This is a genomic window from Curtobacterium sp. 1544 (assembly GCF_040544915.1).
GTDB classification, from domain to species: domain Bacteria; phylum Actinomycetota; class Actinomycetes; order Actinomycetales; family Microbacteriaceae; genus Curtobacterium; species Curtobacterium pusillum_C.
On record NZ_JBEPKX010000001.1, the window covers coordinates 189,304 to 207,067 of the forward strand.

General features: G+C 71.6%; 16 protein-coding genes. 6 read left to right on the forward strand and 10 right to left on the reverse strand.

Translation table 11 applies throughout. The annotated features are described in order from the left end of the window. Window positions 1-13: 13 nt before the first annotated feature. A complete protein-coding gene (locus ABIC61_RS00915) occupies window positions 14-502 on the reverse strand; it encodes a hypothetical protein (RefSeq protein WP_354028461.1) in 489 nt (162 codons plus the stop codon). A gap of 208 nt (window positions 503-710) precedes the next feature. Between ABIC61_RS00915 and ABIC61_RS00920 the strand changes: the two genes are divergently transcribed. Together ABIC61_RS00920 and ABIC61_RS00925 are read left to right on the forward strand one after the other, a co-directional pair. After that, complete coding sequence (locus tag ABIC61_RS00920) at window positions 711-1,625, forward strand: metallophosphoesterase (RefSeq protein ID WP_354028462.1); 915 nt, start codon at window positions 711-713, stop codon at window positions 1,623-1,625. Window positions 1,626-1,772: 147 nt separating this feature from the next. Beyond that, window positions 1,773-2,777 carry an NADP-dependent oxidoreductase gene (locus tag ABIC61_RS00925; RefSeq protein ID WP_354028463.1) on the forward strand — a complete coding sequence of 335 codons (1,005 nt, stop codon included), beginning with the start codon at window positions 1,773-1,775 and terminating at the stop codon, window positions 2,775-2,777. Here the strand turns inward: ABIC61_RS00925 and ABIC61_RS00930 are convergent. From ABIC61_RS00930 to ABIC61_RS00940, 3 genes are read right to left on the reverse strand one after another with little or no spacing between them, the layout of a single operon-like run. Next, window positions 2,770-3,708, reverse strand: coding sequence for an ABC transporter permease (locus ABIC61_RS00930; protein ID WP_354028464.1), 939 nt, complete (start codon window positions 3,706-3,708; stop codon window positions 2,770-2,772). The two genes, ABIC61_RS00925 and ABIC61_RS00930, sit on opposite strands and share 8 nt — an antisense overlap. Further along, window positions 3,695-4,681 (reverse strand): ABC transporter ATP-binding protein, encoded by a 987-nt coding sequence (locus tag ABIC61_RS00935; RefSeq protein WP_354028465.1) that lies wholly within the window; start codon window positions 4,679-4,681, stop codon window positions 3,695-3,697. The genes ABIC61_RS00930 and ABIC61_RS00935 overlap by 14 nt, the downstream gene beginning before the upstream one ends. Then, window positions 4,678-5,748, reverse strand: coding sequence for a LolA family protein (locus tag ABIC61_RS00940; protein WP_354028466.1), 1,071 nt, complete (start codon window positions 5,746-5,748; stop codon window positions 4,678-4,680). Before ABIC61_RS00940 ends, ABIC61_RS00935 begins: the two co-directional genes overlap by 4 nt. 192 nt (window positions 5,749-5,940) lie before the next feature. On the opposite strand from ABIC61_RS00940, the gene ABIC61_RS00945 reads away from it, so the two are divergent. Continuing rightward, window positions 5,941-7,422 (forward strand): FGGY-family carbohydrate kinase, encoded by a 1,482-nt coding sequence (locus ABIC61_RS00945; RefSeq protein ID WP_354028467.1) that lies wholly within the window; start codon window positions 5,941-5,943, stop codon window positions 7,420-7,422. 111 nt (window positions 7,423-7,533) lie between these two features. Here the strand turns inward: ABIC61_RS00945 and ABIC61_RS00950 are convergent, their stop codons facing one another. The 4 genes from ABIC61_RS00950 to ABIC61_RS00965 all read right to left on the reverse strand — a co-directional run bounded on the left by ABIC61_RS00950 (window position 7,534) and on the right by ABIC61_RS00965 (window position 12,299). Then, window positions 7,534-8,016: a ribose-5-phosphate isomerase gene (locus ABIC61_RS00950; protein WP_354028468.1), complete on the reverse strand. Its 483-nt coding sequence runs from the start codon at window positions 8,014-8,016 to the stop codon at window positions 7,534-7,536. After that, complete coding sequence (locus ABIC61_RS00955) at window positions 8,013-9,755, reverse strand: dihydroxyacetone kinase family protein (RefSeq protein ID WP_354028469.1); 1,743 nt, start codon at window positions 9,753-9,755, stop codon at window positions 8,013-8,015. The genes ABIC61_RS00950 and ABIC61_RS00955 overlap by 4 nt, the downstream gene beginning before the upstream one ends. A gap of 70 nt (window positions 9,756-9,825) precedes the next feature. Then, window positions 9,826-11,139 carry an MFS transporter gene (locus ABIC61_RS00960; protein ID WP_222121947.1) on the reverse strand — a complete coding sequence of 438 codons (1,314 nt, stop codon included), beginning with the start codon at window positions 11,137-11,139 and terminating at the stop codon, window positions 9,826-9,828. Window positions 11,140-11,168: 29 nt separating this feature from the next. Next, the gene (locus ABIC61_RS00965) at window positions 11,169-12,299 is read right to left on the reverse strand and encodes a zinc-binding dehydrogenase (RefSeq protein WP_354028470.1); all 1,131 of its coding nucleotides are present in this window, start codon (window positions 12,297-12,299) and stop codon (window positions 11,169-11,171) included. 118 nt (window positions 12,300-12,417) lie between these two features. Between ABIC61_RS00965 and ABIC61_RS00970 the strand changes: the two genes are divergently transcribed. Then, complete coding sequence (locus tag ABIC61_RS00970; protein WP_144751689.1) at window positions 12,418-13,278, forward strand: GolD/DthD family dehydrogenase; 861 nt, start codon at window positions 12,418-12,420, stop codon at window positions 13,276-13,278. A 25-nt stretch (window positions 13,279-13,303) separates the two neighbouring features. Beyond that, complete coding sequence (locus ABIC61_RS00975) at window positions 13,304-14,266, forward strand: sugar-binding transcriptional regulator (RefSeq protein WP_354028471.1); 963 nt, start codon at window positions 13,304-13,306, stop codon at window positions 14,264-14,266. Window positions 14,267-14,360: 94 nt separating this feature from the next. On the opposite strand, the gene ABIC61_RS00980 is transcribed toward ABIC61_RS00975, so the two are convergent. After that, window positions 14,361-14,885, reverse strand: coding sequence for a DinB family protein (locus ABIC61_RS00980; protein ID WP_144751695.1), 525 nt, complete (start codon window positions 14,883-14,885; stop codon window positions 14,361-14,363). Window positions 14,886-15,076: 191 nt separating this feature from the next. Here ABIC61_RS00980 and ABIC61_RS00985 point away from each other — a divergent pair, with 191 nt between their 5' ends. After that, entirely contained in the window at window positions 15,077-16,606 is a 1,530-nt protein-coding gene (locus ABIC61_RS00985) for an MFS transporter (RefSeq protein ID WP_354028472.1), read from the forward strand. A 93-nt stretch (window positions 16,607-16,699) separates the two neighbouring features. On the opposite strand, the gene ABIC61_RS00990 is transcribed toward ABIC61_RS00985, so the two are convergent. Continuing rightward, complete coding sequence (locus tag ABIC61_RS00990; protein WP_354028473.1) at window positions 16,700-17,722, reverse strand: CobW C-terminal domain-containing protein; 1,023 nt, start codon at window positions 17,720-17,722, stop codon at window positions 16,700-16,702. Between the last annotated feature and the right edge of the window lie 42 nt (window positions 17,723-17,764).

The window sequence follows — 17,764 nt, forward strand, 5'->3', positions numbered from 1 at the left end:
GGCGCCGGGGGCCTCAGGAGCTGCGGAGCGTGTCGTTCCCGTCGGACGTGATCGGCTCCTTGGGGGTCCAGCCGTACCAGCGCCCGTCGACCTCGGCGGTGATCCGACCGTCGCCACAGGTGAGGAGCCCGGTCGCCGGGAGTTCGTCGGGCAGGAAGCCGGCGGTCATCGCGGGCCCGCCCTTCGTCCCGTTCACGGCCGTGCACGCTGCGGTGTCGACGCCGTCCTTCGAGGTGAAGGCGATGACGTACCCGGGGTCGCTCGTGTCGAGCCGGACGTCGATGTCCTTCGCGTCCCCGGCGACCCACGACGGCATGAACCACGCGACGTCCTTCGAGTTCGCCTTCGAAGGGGCGTCGCCGTAGGAGTCGAAGTGCTTCTGTTGTTCGGGCATGTACGGCTCGACGACGCTGCACCCGGCGAGGGTGGCGACGATGAGCCCCATCCCGAGGACGGCGGCGGCGGAGGTGAGTGCGGATCGTTCGGAGCGGTTCGTGTGCATGCTTCCATCGTCCCGGTGATGTGCCAGCGGCAGAATCCAGCACGCACCCGCTCGGTGGTGGGGAAAACCCCCGGTTGTCGCGCACGCCCCCGGCGCATCGAGTGAGCAGGAATCGTCGAGTCCCGTCGACGGACTCGACCGTTTCTGCTCACCGGACGCAGGCCGAAGGCACCGGGGGCGGCAAGGGACGCTCGGTAGCGTGGGCCGCATGCAGCAGCCAGCCGCCGGGACCCTCCGCATCCTCCACCTGTCCGACACCCACCTGACGGGCGACGGCGCCCTGCACCAGGGATCCGTCGACACCACAGCAGCGCTCGAGAGTGTGCTCGCCCGCATCGACGGCGTCCCCGGGATCGGCCTCGTCGTGGTGTCCGGCGACGTCTCCGAGGACGGCAGCCCGGAGTCCTACGCCGCACTCGTCGAGCGGGTCGGCGGCTGGGCCGAACGACACGGCGCCGCACTCGTGGCCGTGCCCGGGAACCACGACCTGCGCGAGGGCTTCCGGCAGGTCCTCACGAACGGGCACGTCCTCGGCGAGGGTGGTCGTCCGCTCATGCACACGATGGAGTACCACCCGCCGACGGTGCCGGTCTGGGGCCAGTCCCTCGTCGCCGGGCGCCGCATCGTGACGGTCGACACCAGCGTCCCGGGTGCCGGGTACGGGGAGATCAGCGAGGCGTCGCTCGACCGACTCCGAGCAGCACTGGACGGCGAGCACGCTCCGCACGGCACCGTCGTCGTCCTGCACCACCCGCCGCTGCCCGGCCCGACGGCACTGCACGCGGCCCTGCAGCTCCGCAACCCGGGGGCCCTGGCCGACGTGATCCGCGGTTCGGACGTCCGGGTCGTCCTCGCCGGCCACTACCACCACCACTTCGCCGGTTCGCTCGCGGGCGTCCCGGTCCTCGTCGCGCCCGGCGTCGCGAACGACACGGACGTCACCGGTCCCTACGACGAGGAAGCCGCGTACGTCGACGCCGGGGCCCTCGTCGTCGACGTCGCCGAAGACGGCTCGGTCTGGTCGACGCCGGTCCGCGTGCCGCGTCCGGACGCCGATCCGCTCGCGTTCGCGTTCGACGCGGACACGGTCGCCCGCATCATCGAGGCGTCCACCGGGCAGTAGACGCACCCACCAGCGGACGGGAGGCACGGGGCGGGCCCGCACCGTGCCTCCAGTCCGCTGACTGCGCACGCTGGTACCCCGCACGCACGGGTTGCATCCGGGAACTCCGAGTAGGCCGGTGCCACACCTCCAGCGAAGGAGCACCCCATGCGGATCGGCAGTGCAGTGCAGTACGACCGGTACGGCGGGTTCGACGTCGTCGAACTCGTCCCCCAGGAGCGGCCGGACCCCGGCCCCGACGAGGTCGTGGTCGAGGTCTCCGTCGCCGGGCTGAACCACATCGAACGGTTCCTCCGCGAGGGTCAGCTCCGCGAGTTCGTCGACCTCGAGTTCCCCGCGCACCAGGGGGTCGACTTCGCCGGTGTCGTGCGGTCTCGCGGGTCGAACGTGCGCGACCTCCACGTCGGCGACGAGGTCATGGGCCACGCGCCGCACGGCGGATCGCACGCGACCTGGGTGGCGGTGCCGCGGGGTGCGGTCGTGAAGAAGCCCTCGACGATGACGTTCGAGGTCGCCGGCAGCCTGTACCTGGCGGGGTGCACCGCGCTGTCGATCGTCCGCTCCCTCAAGCTCGGCCCGGACGACACCGTCGTGATCAGTGCCGCTGCCGGCGGCGTCGGACACATCGAGTGCCAGCTCGCGCGCGATGCCGGGGCGACCGTGATCGGCCTCGGCAGTCCGCGCAACCACGACGCCCTGCGGCAGATCGGGGTCCGGCCGGTGGCCTACGGCGAGGGTGAGGAACAGCGGATCCGCGACATCGCCGAGGACCGACCCATCACGGCGTTCATCGACAACCGGGAGCACGGTGAGAACGTCGACCTGGCGTCACGGCTCGGCGTCGACCCGAAGCGCTTCGTGTCGAGCGAGGACCGCCGTGACCTGGAGATCCGGTTCCTGCGGGCTCCCGGCGACGACACCGAGGCAGCAGAGATGCTCACCACGCTCGGCGACCTCGTGCAGCGGCACAAGGTGCAGTTCATCATCTCGGGGTACTACCCGTTCGAGTACATCGTCGACGCGTACGAGGACCTCGCCGAGATGCACTCCCGTGGCAAGGTCGTCGTCGGGATGCAACCGGTCGAGACCGGCGCACGGCTGCACTGGTACAAGTCCGAGAAGTCCCGGGACCTGCGGGACCCCGTCAGCTGAGGATGTCCTTGCTGGCGAACCGGCTGTAGGCCAGGGCGCCGAACACCACGACGTAGCCGAGCTGCAGCACGGCGTTCGACCCGAAGGAGTCGAACGCGATCGGGTCGCGCAACAGGTCCCCGAACCCGAGCCACTGGTGCGAGAACAGGAACGGGTGAAGCCAGTCCAGCTGCGGCAACTGGTCGAGCACCTGCGACGCCCCCGCGAGCACCACCGTCGCGGCCATGGCCCCGACCGGCACGCTCGTCAGCGTGGACGCGAACAGTCCGATGGCCGACAGTCCGAGCATCGACAGGGTGACGTAGAGCGCGAGGAGCAGCGCCCGGCCGGCGTACGACCAGCCGTCGACCTGCGTGCCGGACAACAGCGTGACCGGTCCGATCGGGAACAGCAGTGCCCCGATCGCCGCGCCCACGAGCACGATGAGGAGCGTCGCCGCGAGGCAGAACGCCACCGCACCCGCGTACTTCACGAGGATGAACCGCACCCGGCCGGTCGGCGCGACGAGCAGGTAGCGGATCGTGCCGTGGCTGGCCTCGCCCGCGACCGTGTCACCCGCCACCACCCCGACCGTGAGCGGCAGGAAGAGCGGGATCGACACCGTCAACGCGGTGAACGACACGAACAGGCCGTTGTTGGTGATGTCGCCGAGGAATGCCGGACCGCCGCTGTCGTCGCCCGTGGTCAGCCGGACCGCGACGGCGATGAGGATCGGCACCAGCGCGAGCGCTCCGAGCATCGCCCAGGTCCGTCGGCGCCGGAACACCAGCGCGAGTTCGGAGCCGAGCAGGGCGAACGGGCGTGGGCGGCGGCGAGCGAACTCGCGGACGTCGTGCGTCGGCGTGGCGCTCGGCTGCGCGGTGGCGGCGTCCGGCTGCGGTGCGGCGGCGGGCTCGGACTGCGGTGCGGTGGCGGGCTCAGGCTGCGACATCGAATCCCTCCCCGGTGAGTGCGACGAACAGGTCCTCGAGGGTCCCGCCGCCGACCGTCAGCCCGCGGACCCGCACGTCGGCGCGGACCAGTTCGGCGGTGATCGTCTCCGGCAGCACCTCGTGCGGCAGGTCGGCGACGAGCACGTCCGCGCCGCCGTCGTGCCGCGGGGTCAGCCCGAGCCGGGTGAGCACGGAACCGGCCTGGCCGAGGTCCGGTGTGCGGACCGTGACCGTGCGTGCCCCGGCGGAGCGGAGGTCCTCGAGGGTGCCCTGCGCGACGAGCTTGCCCGTCCGCATGACCCCGGCGTGCGTGCACACCTGCTCGATCTCGGCCAGCAGGTGGCTCGACACGAACACCGTCGTGCCGTCGTCCGCCAGCGAACGGATGAGGTTGCGGACCTCGCGCGTGCCCTGCGGGTCGAGGCCGTTCGTCGGTTCGTCGAGCACGAGGAGGTCCCGCGGCGAGAGCAGGGCGTTCGCCAACCCGAGCCGCTGCTTCATGCCGAGCGAGTACGCGTGCGCCTTCTTGTCCGCGGCGTGGCCCAGCCCGACCCGGTCGAGCGCGTTCGCCACCCGGGCCTTCCGGCTGCGCGGATCCGACGTCGGATCGGCGGCGTCGAACCGGAGCAGGTTCGCCCGGCCGGACAGGTACGGGTAGAACGCCGGACCCTCGACGAGCGCACCGACCCGGGGCAGGACGTCGTGCAACGCCTTCGGCATCGGCTCGCCGAGCACCTCGATCGTGCCGCCCGTCGCGCTCGACAGCCCGAGGAGCATTCGGATCGTGGTGGTCTTGCCGGAGCCGTTCGGCCCGAGGAAGCCGAAGACGGCACCACGGGGGACGGCGAGGTCGATGCCGTCCACCGCGCGCTGCTTGCGGAAGACCTTCTGGAGGCCCGTGGTGCGGATCGCGAGGTCCGCTGCGGCCGCCGGGACGGCCGGGTCCACCACCGGTGGTTCCGTCGTGCTCACTTCGCGGCGGCGACCAGGGCGGACACCGGCACGGCTCCCGCGAGGACCCGTCCGTCGTCGGTCAGGTAGACGGACACGAGCGAGGTCTGGACCGCGCGACCGCCGTCGACCGACTTCGTCAGCTGGTCGAGCAGCCCGCTCGCGTCGTCGCCGAGCGTGGACTGGTCGACCGTGCCCTTCGGCAGCTCGGCGATCGTGCTCCAGCCCTTCCCGGTGAACGTCGGCTCGTCGCCGGCCGGCGCGTTCCGGTGCTGGGCGTCGCCCTTCTCGTGTGCGGGCGCGTCGGAGAGGTCCTTCGTCTCGACCTTCGCGTTCGACGGCGGGGTGAAGTCGAACAGCCTTGCGGCCGGAGCGCCGTACTGCAGGCTCGTGAAGCCGACCTGGACGGCCGGGTCGGACTGGCCCTTCGCCTCGATCGTGGCGCGCAGCGGGAGTCCGGTCTGCTGGTCGACCGCGAGTCGTACGGAGCCCACCAGCGTGCCGGAGGACTTCGGCGTCAGCGTGATCTGCCAGGCGTCGTGCCCGGCGACCCGGACGTCCTTCGGCTTCGACACCTTGGTGCTCGGCGTGATCGCGTCGATCGCCTGCTTCGCGATGTCGGACGGCGTCGCGGTGCCGCTCTTCGGCGTCGTGGCGTCCTTCGGCAGGACCACGTGCGTCGCCGTGCGCTCCTTCGAGTCCCAGGTCCAGACGTCGGAGCCGTTGCGGACGAGGTCCTGCTCGGCGAGCTGCTGCGTCAGCTGGACGCGCTGCTTGTCGGCGCCGTCCACGTACACCCGGGCGGTGTGCGACGAGGTCAGCAGGCCCAGGGCGTCGGACGCGTTCCCCTCGAGTGAGGACCCACCGGAACCCGTCGGGAGCTCGGGCAGACCGAGGTCGCTCGTCTGCACGAGCTTGCCGGAGTACTGCGCGTCGGAGGACTCCGCGATGCTCGCGATGACGGCGGCCGCGGTCGGGCTCTTCCCGGCGATCGGATCGCTGGCGGCGTTCGCGATCATCGGAGCCGCGACGGCACCGGCGACGACGACCGGCGCGATGACGGCGGGCAGCCAGGCTGACTTCTTCATCGGTTTCCCCTCGGTGGAGCATCGGAGTCGGGAGTACGGTACGTCCGGCCCCCGACAGGAGCCTGGGCGTCGCCGTACTCCAACCATCGCTCCCGAGGCGCGCGCCGTCGTCCACCGCGAGGATGACGGGCGTCGATCGTTCGTAGACTCGTGGCACGACCGAGGACGGTCGATGGCGACGAGGGAGACGGCATGCGGGCGGTGCTCGGTCTGGACATCGGGACGTCGAGCACGAAGGCGCTGCTCGCCCGGTTCGACGGCACCGTCATCGCCGAGGTCAGCCGGAAGCACGACGTCGACCGCCCGGAGCAGGGCCTCGTCGAGATGGATGCCGACGTCTGGTGGGACGAGTTCACGACGCTCACGCGTGCGTTGCTCGAACGGGTGCCGGACGTCGACGTCGCTGCGGTCGGCGTGAGCGGCATCGGCCCGTGCGTGCTCCTCACCGACGACACCGGGCAGCCCCTGCGACCGGCGATCCTGTACGGCGTCGACACCCGGACGGCGGACATGCTCGAGGACGTCACCGCGGAGCTCGGCGGCGAGGCTGCGATCCGCGAGCGTTGTGGTTCGGCGCTCAGCACGCAGGCGGCCGGGGTGAAGCTCGCCTGGGTCGCCCGGCACGAGCCCGAGGTGTGGTCGCGGGCCGCGCGGTTCACGATGCCGTCGTCGCGCGTCGTGGAGCGGCTGACGGGGGAGTACGTCCTCGACCACCACTCGGCGAGCCAGACGACGCCCCTCTACGACGTGCACGAGAACGCCTGGATCCCGGAGTGGTGCGAGCGACTCGCGCCGGGGCTCGAGATGCCGAGACTCCTCTGGTCGGGTGACCGGGCCGGCATCGTGACGGGCGAGGCGGCCGCGGCCACGGGCCTCCCGGCCGGCATCCCCGTGACGGCCGGGACCATCGACGCCTGGGCCGAGGGCGTGAGCGTCGGCGAGTCCGTGCCGGGCCGGATGTTCCTGCAGTACGGCACCACGATGTTCATGATCGCGCCGACGGCGCAGCCGATCCCCGTCCCCGGGATGTGGACCACGGTCGGGACACACCCTGGGCAGCCGAGCGTGTCCGGCGGGATGGCGACCTCCGGTGCGATCACGGACTGGCTCCGGCGGCTCGTGGACGGCGAGTGGTCGACGATGCTCGAGGAGGCCCGTTGCTCCGGCATCGGCGCGAACGGGCTGCTCATGCTGCCGTACTTCGCGGGCGAGCGGACGCCCATCGCCGATCCGGACGCCCGCGGGGTGATCGCGGGGCTCACCGTCCGGCACACGCGAGGGGACCTGTACCGGGCGACGCTCGAGGCCACGGCGTACGCGGTGCGGCACAACATCGAGGTGCTGCGGGAGGCCGGGGTCGAGGTCCGGGAACTCGTCGGCGCCGGCGGGGGACTGCTCGGGCGGCTGTGGCCGACGATCGTGTCTGACGTCACCGGGTTGCCGCAGACGGTGCCGAGCGTGACGATCGGGGCGTGCTACGGCTCGGCGTTCCTGGCGGCGCAGCTCGTCGCGGAGCCCGGCGACGGCGTCGACCTCGCCGCCTGGAACCCGCCGGCGGCCCGCATCGAACCGGACCCGGAGGCGACGGCGGCGTACGAGCCGGGGTACCGCGACTACCGCGAGCTGTACGACGCGACGAAGGCGGTCGTGCACCGCCTGGCCGCGCGCGGCTGAGGCTGGTGGGGACACAAAACACCGGTGCTCGTCGGCGAAACACACACATGCGTGGGTTCAGCGCGTGAACACCGGTGTTTTGCAGACCGCTACCGCGCAAGTACCGGGCAGCTAGGCGGTCGCGTCGACGCCGGCGGGGGCCGAGCCGTCGTACTCGCAGATCGCCTGGACCTTCGACGCACTCGCGCTCGACCGGTCGAACTCGTAGCCCAACCACTCCTTCGCCATGCGTCGGGCGACCTCGACGCCGATGACGCGTTGACCCATGCAGAGGACCTGGGCGTCGTTCGACAGGATCGAGCGCTCGACCGAGAACGAGTCGTGCGCGGTGACGGCACGGATGCCCGGCACCTTGTTCGCGCTGATCGCGACGCCGAGGCCGGTGCCGCAGATCAGGATCGCCCGGTCCGCCTCGCCGTTCGCGACGAGCCGTGCTGCGTCGACGGCGACGTGCGGGTACGCGGTGTGCCCGTCAGCGTCCACCCCGACGTCGACCACGGACGCGACCCGCGGATCGGCCTCGAGGTCGGCCTTGATGATCTCCTTGTAGTCGAACCCGGCATCGTCCGAGCCGACCACGAGACGGTACGTCATGCGTGTGTCCCTTCCTTGTCTGCTGCACGGGTGGCGAGGACCTCGCCGACCCGCGTGAGGATCATCCCCATCGAGGTGGCACCCGCGTCGGGTGTCCCCAGGCTCTTCTCCGCCAGCGGCCGGGCACGCCCGACCTTCGGCTTCAGGTCTGCGGTCGCCGCGGCTTCCGCGACGGCGACCTCGGCGGCAGCCTGCCATGCCTCGGTGAGGGAGCTGCCAGCGTCGACGCCGCCCCGCAGCTCGTCGACGAACGGCAGCAGCGCGTCGAGCAGGGTCTTGTCCCCGCGGGACGCCCCGCCGAGGTGCACGATCGAGTCGGCGAACGCCTGTGCCGCGTCGACGACGTCGGTCGCCTCGTACGCGGAGCGGTCGTCGCGCAGCGACCGACCGAAGGCCTCGAGTGCCGCGCCCCACAGGACCCCGGAGGTGCCGCCCGCGAACTCGGCCCACGCATCACCGGCGCGTCCGAGGACGAAGGCGACCCCTGCCTCCTGGCCGACCCTGTCGACCGCCTTGCGGGCTGCACCGATCCCCTTGACCATGCCGCGTCCGTGGTCGCCGTCACCGGCGACCGCGTCGATGCGGCCCAGTTCCTCCTCGTGCTCCCGCAGGAGCGCGTCGATCGCCTCGATCGCGGCGCGCGCCGTCTGCGCGGTCTGCCTGGAGGCACCACTCGCGTCCGGCACGACGGTCGCCTCGTCCTCGGCAGCGTCCACTGCGTCGGCCGGCACGAGCGCAGCGACCGGCGCCGCGACCTTGCGGTAGGCGGGTGTGTACGCGTCGGCCCTCCAGAGCGTCTCGAGTTCGTCGTCGAGCCACTGCAGGGTGAGCGAGCAGCCGCCCATGTCGAGGCTCGTGACGAGCTCGCCGACCTCGGGCTCGACGACCTCGATGCCGGCGTCCCGCAGGAGCGGGAGCACGCGGCCCCAGAGCAGGAAGAGCTCCTCGTACTTGGTGTCGCCGAGGCCGTTGAGGATCGGGGCGACCCGGGTGCCGGCGTTCGCCGGACGGTCCGCGAGCAGCCGTTCGACGAGCAGGCTCGCGAGCTCGGTCGCGGGCAGCAGGGGGACGTCCTGGATGCCGGGCTCGCCGTGGATGCCGAGGCCGAGGCCGAGGTGGCCGTCCGGAACCGTGAAGAGCGGTTCGGTCGCGCCGGGCATGGTGCAGCCCGAGAACGCGACGCCGATCGTGCGGGTCGCCGTGTTGGACGCGTTGCCGATCCGTTCGACCTCGTCCAGGTCCGCCCCCGCTGCCGCCGCGGCACCCATGGCCTTGAAGACCGAGAAGTCGCCCGCGATGCCGCGGCGCTTCGACTCCTCGTCGGCGCTGGCGATGTCGTCCGTGACGACCACGATGCGGGTGTCGATGCCCTCGGCGTTCAGCCGCTCGGCCGCGAGCCCGAAGTTCATCGTGTCGCCGGCGTAGTTGCCGAACGAGAGCACGACGCCCTTGCCCTGGTCGGCAGCCTTGGCGACCGAGTAGACCTGCGCGGTGGACGGCGAGGTGAAGATGTTGCCGACGACGGCGCCGGTGGCGAAGCCCGGACCGACCACGCCGCAGAACGCGGGGTAGTGGCCGGAGCCGCCGCCGACGACGACGGCGACCTGCGGCTCGGCGCCCTCGGTCGGCAGGGAGACGACGCCGCCGTGCACGCCCCGCACACGGTCGGCGTAGAGGGCGAGCCAGCCGGCGAGCTGGTCCTCGGCGAACTCGTCGGGGTCGTCGTGGATCGTGGTCATGGTGCGTGTCCTTCGGTCGTGTGGGGGTGGTGCACCGGGCGACGGCGGGACGGCCGCCGTCGCCCGGAACTCAGTGTGCGCTCCGGCCCTGGGGCACCTTGAGGAAGTGGATCATCACGAACGCGCAGGCGTACAGGCCGACGAACGTCCAGGTCACGGCCTGGCCGCCACCGCCGAGGGCGAGCACCGCGGCCACCACACCGGTGCCGAGGAACGCCGCGCCACCCGCGGCCGTCGTGTACATCGCCATCGCGGCGCCCTTGTGCTCCGGGGCGAGCGCCGGCATGATCGCGCCCATCGGGACGAACCCGGCGAGCAGGCAGCCGAACACGCAGCCGGCGATGACCGAGAGCACGTAGCCCCAGTCGGACCCGGCGGGGACGAGCTGCGGGACGTACCACCAGGCGACGAGGCCGGTCGCGGAGCCCACGATGCCGAACCACTTGACGGTGCGCTGCCAACCGATCTTGTCGCCGACCCAGCCGAACAGGGCGTTCACGAGGATGTTCGTCGCGTAGACGCACACGGTCATGAGCAGCCAGCGGCTCTGTCCCCAGCCGCGCTCGTTCGCGATGACGGCGGGCAGGACGACGAACATGCCGAACTCGGGCGCCGTGTTGATCAGGCGGACGAGGAAGCCCATCAGGATCTTCGGTCGCGTCGCCGTGAGCCGGATGCCGCTCGTCAGCACGCGCCAGGCGCTCTCGCCCTCGGGGGCGATGCGGGAGAACCCGTTCGGCAGGCGGACGCCGAACAGCAGGATGAGGAACCCGATGACGACCAGGCCGATCGAGGCGACCATCGCGCCGGTCTCACCGCCCGTGCCGCCGCCGAACACCGGGATGGCGCCGATCGCGAACAGGGAACCGAGGGTCGGCAGGCCACCCGTGAAGGCGACGTAGAACCAACCGACGGCCGAGCCGTTCCGCTCCACCGGCGTGGTGATGTTCACCCAGACGAGGAACGCGAAGGCGAACAGCGGGTAGCCGAAGCCACGGATCGCGTAGGCCACGGCGGCGAACGGGACACTGCCGATGTTCAGCGCGAGCAGGAACAGGACCTCGAAGACGACCCAGACCGCGAAGCCGAGGATCATCACCCGGCGCGGACCGACCAGGTCGGACAGGGCGCCGGACACGTAGCTGCCGATGAGCGCGGCGAGGCTGTAGAACGTGACGATCGTCGCGACCGTGGCCTCGGGGCTGCCGAGGACCGCGACCATGTGCGGCGTGATGAAGTTCGACTCGACGCCGTTGCCGGTCATGAAGACCAGCACGGCGAGGAAGCCGAGGGCGAGCGGGCGGGGGATGCCCATCTTGTCGAGACGGCCCTCGGTTCGGGGCGTCGTCGGCGCACCGGTGGCGCGCTGTGTCGTCGTTGACATGCTTGCTGACTCCTGTGGTGGGCTTCGGCTCAGGCCTGCAGGGACGGGATGATCGACACCTTGACGCTGGCGCCGGCGGAGTCGCCGACCAGGTCGAGGGCCTCCTGGAAGCGCTCCAGCGGGAACTGGTGCGTGCAGATCTCGGACATCGGCAGGGTCTCGGTCTCGAGCAGCTTGATCGCGGCCGGCCAGGTGTGCGGGCCGAGGTGGGCGCCGCGGATGTCGAGTTCCTTGTCGTCGGAGATGATCGACCAGTCGACGGAGACGTTGTCCTTGAACACCGAGTACTCGACGAAGGTGCCGAGCTTGCGCAGCAGGTTGAGGCCCTGGGGGACCGCGGACGGGTGGCCGGTCGCCTCGATGTAGACGTCGGCGCCGTAGCCGTCGGTGAGTTCCTTCACGCGGGCGACGGCGTCGTCCTCGGCGATGTTGATCGTGATGTCCGCGCCGACCTTGCGGGCCAGCTCGAGCTTCGCCTCGACGACGTCGAGCGCGATGATGCGGAGCGGGTTCTTCTGGCGGGCGCCCGCGATGGCGGAGAGGCCGATCGGGCCGGCACCGGCGATGACGACGGTGTCGCCGAACTTGATGTCGCCGCGCTCGACGGCGTGGAAGGCGCACGAGAGCGGTTCGGCGAAGGCGGCGACCTGGCCGGGCAGCGCGCTCGACACCGGGTGCGTCAGGGCCTTGGCGGGCACGAGGACGTACTCGGCCATGGCGCCGTCGTAGCCCTTGAAGCCGAACATGTCGTGGACGTTGCACATCCAGTACGCGCCCTCGAGGCAGTACTTGCACTCCCAGCACGGCACGATCTGCTCACACGCGATGCGGTCGCCGACGGACACCTTGCGCTTGGCGAGGGCGTCGTCGTCACCTGCGACGATCGTGCCGACGAACTCGTGCCCGGGGATGCGGTCCTTCTCGGCCCAGGCCGGGCGGTTCTCGTCGCCCCAGAACTTCGCGGCGCCGTGGTAGCACTTCAGGTCGCTCGCGCAGATGCCGACGGCGTCGGTGCGGAGCAGGAGCTCGCCGGGGCCGGGCGTCGGCACGGGGCGGGTCTCGAGGCGGTAGTCGCCCGGGCCGTGGACGACGACGGCGCGCATCGTCGTGGGGATGGTGGCGGCGGCAGTGGTGGCCGCGTTCTCGGTCGTCGTCGACATCAGCTGTTCCTCCGTTGGGTGGCTTCGGCGATGACTGTACACCCTCCGGAACGTTTGTCCAGAACACAATTTCCGCTACGGTCTGGACGAACGTCAGACTGAACGCAACGGAGCGCACATGACCACCAGCACCGCCACCAGCACCCCCACCGACTTCGCCGCCGCCCTCCGACCGGGCCCGGGCAGCGTGGACCTGACGAACGACTTCACCGGTCGCACCGCGATCGTCACCGGGGGTGCCTCGGGCATCGGGAACGCCATCGCCCGGGCGCTCGCCGCACGTGGCGCGCGGGTCGCGATCGTCGACGTCCGGGCCGACGGAGCTGCCGCTGCGGCGGCGGATCTGCCCGCGCCCGACGCCGGGGCCGTCGCCGCTGCCGACTCCGACTCCGGGGTCCACGCCGGCTTCGGGTGCGACGTCACCGACGAGGCCTCGGTCGCCCGCACGATCGCCGCGGTCTCCGAGCACTTCGGGGGTATCGACGTGCTCGTGAACTGCGCCGGCATCGCAGCGCTCGCCCCGGCCGAGGACCTCGACGCCGCGACCTGGGCGAAGACCATCGACGTCAACCTGACCGGCACCTACCGGGTCGCGCAGGCCGCCGGCCGGCACATGCTCGCCGCCGGGTACGGACGCATCGTGAACATCGCCTCGCAGGCTGCCCACGTCGGCATCGACGGCCACGCCGCGTACTGCGCGTCGAAGGCCGGCGTGATCGGACTCACCCGCGTGCTCGCCCTCGAGTGGGGTGGCCGCGGCGTCACCGTGAACACCGTGTCGCCGACCGTCGTCCTGACCGACCTCGGCCGGGCGGCGTGGGCGAACGAGAACGGCATCCGGCACCAGGACGAGATCCCCACCGGACGCTTCGCCACCCCCGGGGAGATCGCCGCCGCGGTGCTCTTCCTCGCCGGCGAGTCGAGCGCGATGGTGAACGGCGCCGACCTCCGCGTGGACGGCGGGTTCACGATCCGCTGAGGTGCGCCGGGACTACGATCGCCCCATGTCCGCCGAGATCCCTGCCGCCGAGGGTGCCCGGACCCGCTTCCCGCTCGACACGGTCTACCAGGCCGCGCGGATGTACTACCTCGAGGACGCCACCCAGGTCGAGATCGCCTCGCGCCTCGGGGTATCGCGCCCGACCGTGTCGCGACTCGTGGCCGAGGCGCGCCGGGCCGGACTCGTCCGCATCGAGGTCGTCGACCCGTTCCAGGACGAGACCGTCGCGCTCGCCGAGCGACTGCAGGTGGTGCTCGGGCTCCGGGCCGTGCACCTCGCCGCCGTGACGCACACCGCCACGCTCGGGGCCGACCTCGCCGCGCCGCTCGCCGCCGCCGTCGAGGGGATGTCGCTCGTCCCGGGTGACGCGGTGCTGATGTCCTCCGGTCGCACGGTGTACGACGTCGCACACGCGGGCATGCCCCCGCTGGCCGGCGTGCAGCTCGTCCCGACCGTGGGCGGGCAGGCGGACCCGATGCCCTGGTTCCAGACGAACGAGATCACCCGCACCGCCGCCGAGCACTCGGGTGCGATCCCGGCGTTCCTCTTCGCGCAGGCGCTGCCGTCGCCCGCGATGCGCTCCTCGCTCGACGAGGACCCGGCGTTCCAGCACGTGATCGGTCTCTGGGGTCGGGCGAAGGGCGCGATCCTCGGCATCGGTGCGCCCACCCCGACCCGCGACGCCCTCGCCCGCGGAGTCCCCGTCGAGGACTCCGTCTTCGACCAGGCGGCCGGCGACGTGTGCCTCAACTTCTACGCCGCCGACGGTTCGGCGATCGAGTTCCCGGGCAGCGACCGGATGGTGCGGACCTCCCGCGAGGTCCTGTCGTCCGTCCCGCACGCCGTCGGCGTCGCGGTCGGGGCCGCGAAGGTCGCGAGCATCGTCGGTGCGGTCCGCGGGGGACTGGTCAACGAGCTGGTGACGGACGCGGCGACGGCGCGCGCCCTGCTCGACGCTCTCGCCTGATCCTGCGCGCTCGTTCCCGGGAACCCGGCCGGGTGACGGCCTGGAGGCGCGGGGCGGGGCCGCCACGTGCCTCCAGGCCGTCAGGTGGGTGCGTCTACCGCGTGCGCCGCACGTCCCACAGGTGGTGCACCGGGTCGTGCGCGTAGTAGGTGGCGAGCGTCGCGACCGTGAACGCACTGCCGTCGGAGCGGAGGCCCGTCCGGGCGAGCTGGTCGTCCCGGACCTCGTCGAACGCGCGGGCCGCACGGTGTGCGGCCTCGCCGAGCTCGCGGGCGACGACGGCGGGGTCCTGCGCGGCGTAGTCGTCCTGCACAGCGGTGGCGTCCTGGTCCCAGTTCGGGAAGGCAGGGGCGTCCTCGGCGAGCATGAGTGCCAGCCGCTCCGCCATCTTCCGGTGGACGTCCCGGACGTGCGCGCCGTACTCGAGCGGTGACCAGGTCTGGTCGTCGGGGCGGTCGCGGACCCCGTCGCGGGCGAGCTCAGCGGGCCACGCGGACGTGTTCGCGTCGATGATCCCCGGGACGTCGCGGATCGTCACGGTGCTGCCGTCGTAGCCGCACTCGGGGCACGCGGACTCGATGACCCACGTCCAGTTCTTCGTCTCGGGTTCGATCGCCATGACGCGATGTTATGACGTCGTCACGGACCGCCGCGATCGCCGTCACCGTACGGAAGGCCGGTGTCCCTCGTTCGGGTGACACGCCGGTTCCTGTGAATCACCGGCCAATGACATTTCGGTCGCTCGGTAACGTCGTCCGCTGTTCCCGGGCCGGTACCCGTCGGCCCGCCGATCCCCTCGAGGAGAGATGCATGGGCTCCGATCCCAGCCATACCCCGACCCGGCCCGAGCGGCGCCTCCGCGTGAGCGACGTCACCGTGGTCGACAAGAGCATGATGCGCCGAGCCGTCAGCGGCATGGTCGTCGGCAACACCATGGAGTGGTACGACGTCGGCGTGTACGGCTACCTGGCCGTCACGATGGGGAAGGTCTTCCTCCCGACGGCCGAACCCTCCGTCCAGATCCTGTTCAGCCTCGGTGTCTTCGCGGCGACGTACATCGCGCGTCCGCTCGGCGGCATCGTGTTCGGACGCCTCGGCGACCGCATCGGCCGGCAGAAGGTCCTCGCGACGACGCTGATCATGATGGCGGCGTCGACGTTCCTCATCGGCGCGCTGCCCGCGTACGCCACGATCGGGGTGTTCGCACCGATCGTCCTCGTCGTGCTGAAGCTCGCGCAGGGGTTCTCGACCGGTGGTGAGTACGCCGGGGCGACCACGTTCGTGACCGAGTACGCCCCTGATCGCCGCCGCGGGTTCTTCGCGAGCATCCTCGACTTCGGCAGCTACCTGGGCTTCGCACTCGGTGCGACCGTCGTCTCGGTGCTGCAGCTCGCCCTCGGCGACGAGGCGATGACCGCCTACGGCTGGCGCTTCCCGTTCCTGGCCGCCGGTGTGATCGGTGTCGTGGCGATCTACTTCCGCCTGCGCATCGAGGAGTCCCCGGTGTTCCAGGCCACGCAGGCAGCCCAGGAGGCGGCTTCGTCGAACCGGGCGTCCTTCGAAGGAGAGCGGCCCGCGAACGTGTTCGTCATGGTCCGCGACCACTGGCGCCCGATCGTCATCGCCGTGATGCTCGTCGCCGCCTCGAACACCGTCGGGTACGCGCTGACGTCGTACATGCCGACGTACCTCACCGACTCGCTCGGCTACTCCGCGCTCGACGGCACGCTGCTGACGATCCCGGTGCTCGTGCTGCTCGCGGTCATGCTGCCCTTGACCGGCAAGCTGTCCGACAAGCTCGGCCGCCGGGTCGTGATGTGGATCGGTGCGGCCACCACGGTCGTGCTGGTCGTCCCCGCGTTCCTGCTCATCGGCCACGGTGCGCAGTGGTCGACGCTCGCCGGGCTCGGGCTCCTCGCGCTCATGACGGCGCTGTGGGTGTCGAACCAGGCAGCGTCCCTGCCGGCGCTGTTCCCCACCTCGACGCGGTACGGGGGCATGGGCTTCGCGTACAACATCGCCATCGCCGTGTTCGGTGGGACCACCCCGCTCATCGTGCAGGCCCTGCTCACGGCGACGGGTGACGAGCTCGCGCCGGCGTACTTCCTGATGGCGATGAGCGTCGTCGGGGCCGTCGGGGTGTTCTGCATGAAGGAGTCCTCGCGTCGCCCGCTGCCCGGTTCGATGCCGGCGGTCGAGACGGCAGACGAGGCCCGCGAGCTCGTGCTGACGCAGGACACGAACCCGAACCTCGACCTCGGGGACCTGCCGTTCGCTGCCGAGGACGCTGCGCGCCGTGCGCGTGAGGCTGCGCGTGACGGGGAGTTGGCCGCGCGCTGAGGGTGGCAGCGGACTCGGAACGACGAGTCCGATGTCGTACGACGTCGGACTCGTCGTTCCGAGTCCGCCGGCCCGCCGGCCCCGCCCGCCCGCTCACTCGTGTCGGTGCTCGCCCGACGGGTCGAGCGCCGGCCACACCGGGAACGGGTCCGCCCACGACCGCCAGAGCTCCGGCCCCGCGAGCAGCTCCGGCGCCGTGAGCAACGCCCCGTCGAGCGCCCGTTCGATCGAGCGCACGTCGAGCTCCTCGCCGACGAACCACAGCGCCTGACCGATCGGTGCGTCCTCGTCCCACGACGGGTTCGCGGTGGGGTCGAGCGCGAGCATCGCACCGAGGCTCGACCAGGCTCCGACGTGGTCCGGTCGTGAGGCCAGCCGGAAGAACCCCTTCGACCGCAGCACGCGGCCGTTGACGCCGGCGGCGAGGTCGTGCTCGATCACCGAGGCGAGCCGTCCGGGGTGGAACGGCAGCGGCTCCCGGTAGCGCAGGGCGACCAGGCCGTCCCGGGGGTCGCGCCCCGCGGAGCCGGACAGCGCCCGCATCCACCCGGCGCCGGCCGCGAGGAGCCTCGCCGCCCCGCCGTTGGACGCCGGCAGGTCCGCGGCGCTCCGGATCGAGGACACCGCGACGACCACGGCCTGCGGCGCGAGGCGGTGCAGCAGTGCGAGGAGGGCTCGACGGCGATCGACGGGGACAGGGGTCACGCGGTCGAGGACGATGACGGTGGCGTACTCGACGAGCGACGCGACCCGGTCGGCCGCGACGAACGCGTCGTCGACCTCGGACCACAGCAGCCGTGCGACGTCGTCGGCGCGCAGCACGCTCACGACGTGCCGCAGGATCCGGTCGTCCCCGGTCTCGGACCGTGCAGCGTTCGCGAGCATCATCCCGACCGCGCGGGAGTCGGCCCCGGGCGGCAGGGTGACGACCAGGCCGTGGTCGGCGTCGGGCCCGCAGACGCGGTCGAGGTGGTCGGCCCGCTCGGCGATCGCGCGGGCCACGGCGAACGCGCTCCCACGCGCGTGCATCCGGTGACCGACGGAGATCCGGGCGGCGACCCGGTCGGCGTCGACGTCGTGCAGGGCGGAGACGAGGGTGATGGCGGCGGGACGCATGTCGGCTAATGTACATGATCATCGTTCTCAACTAGGGAACGC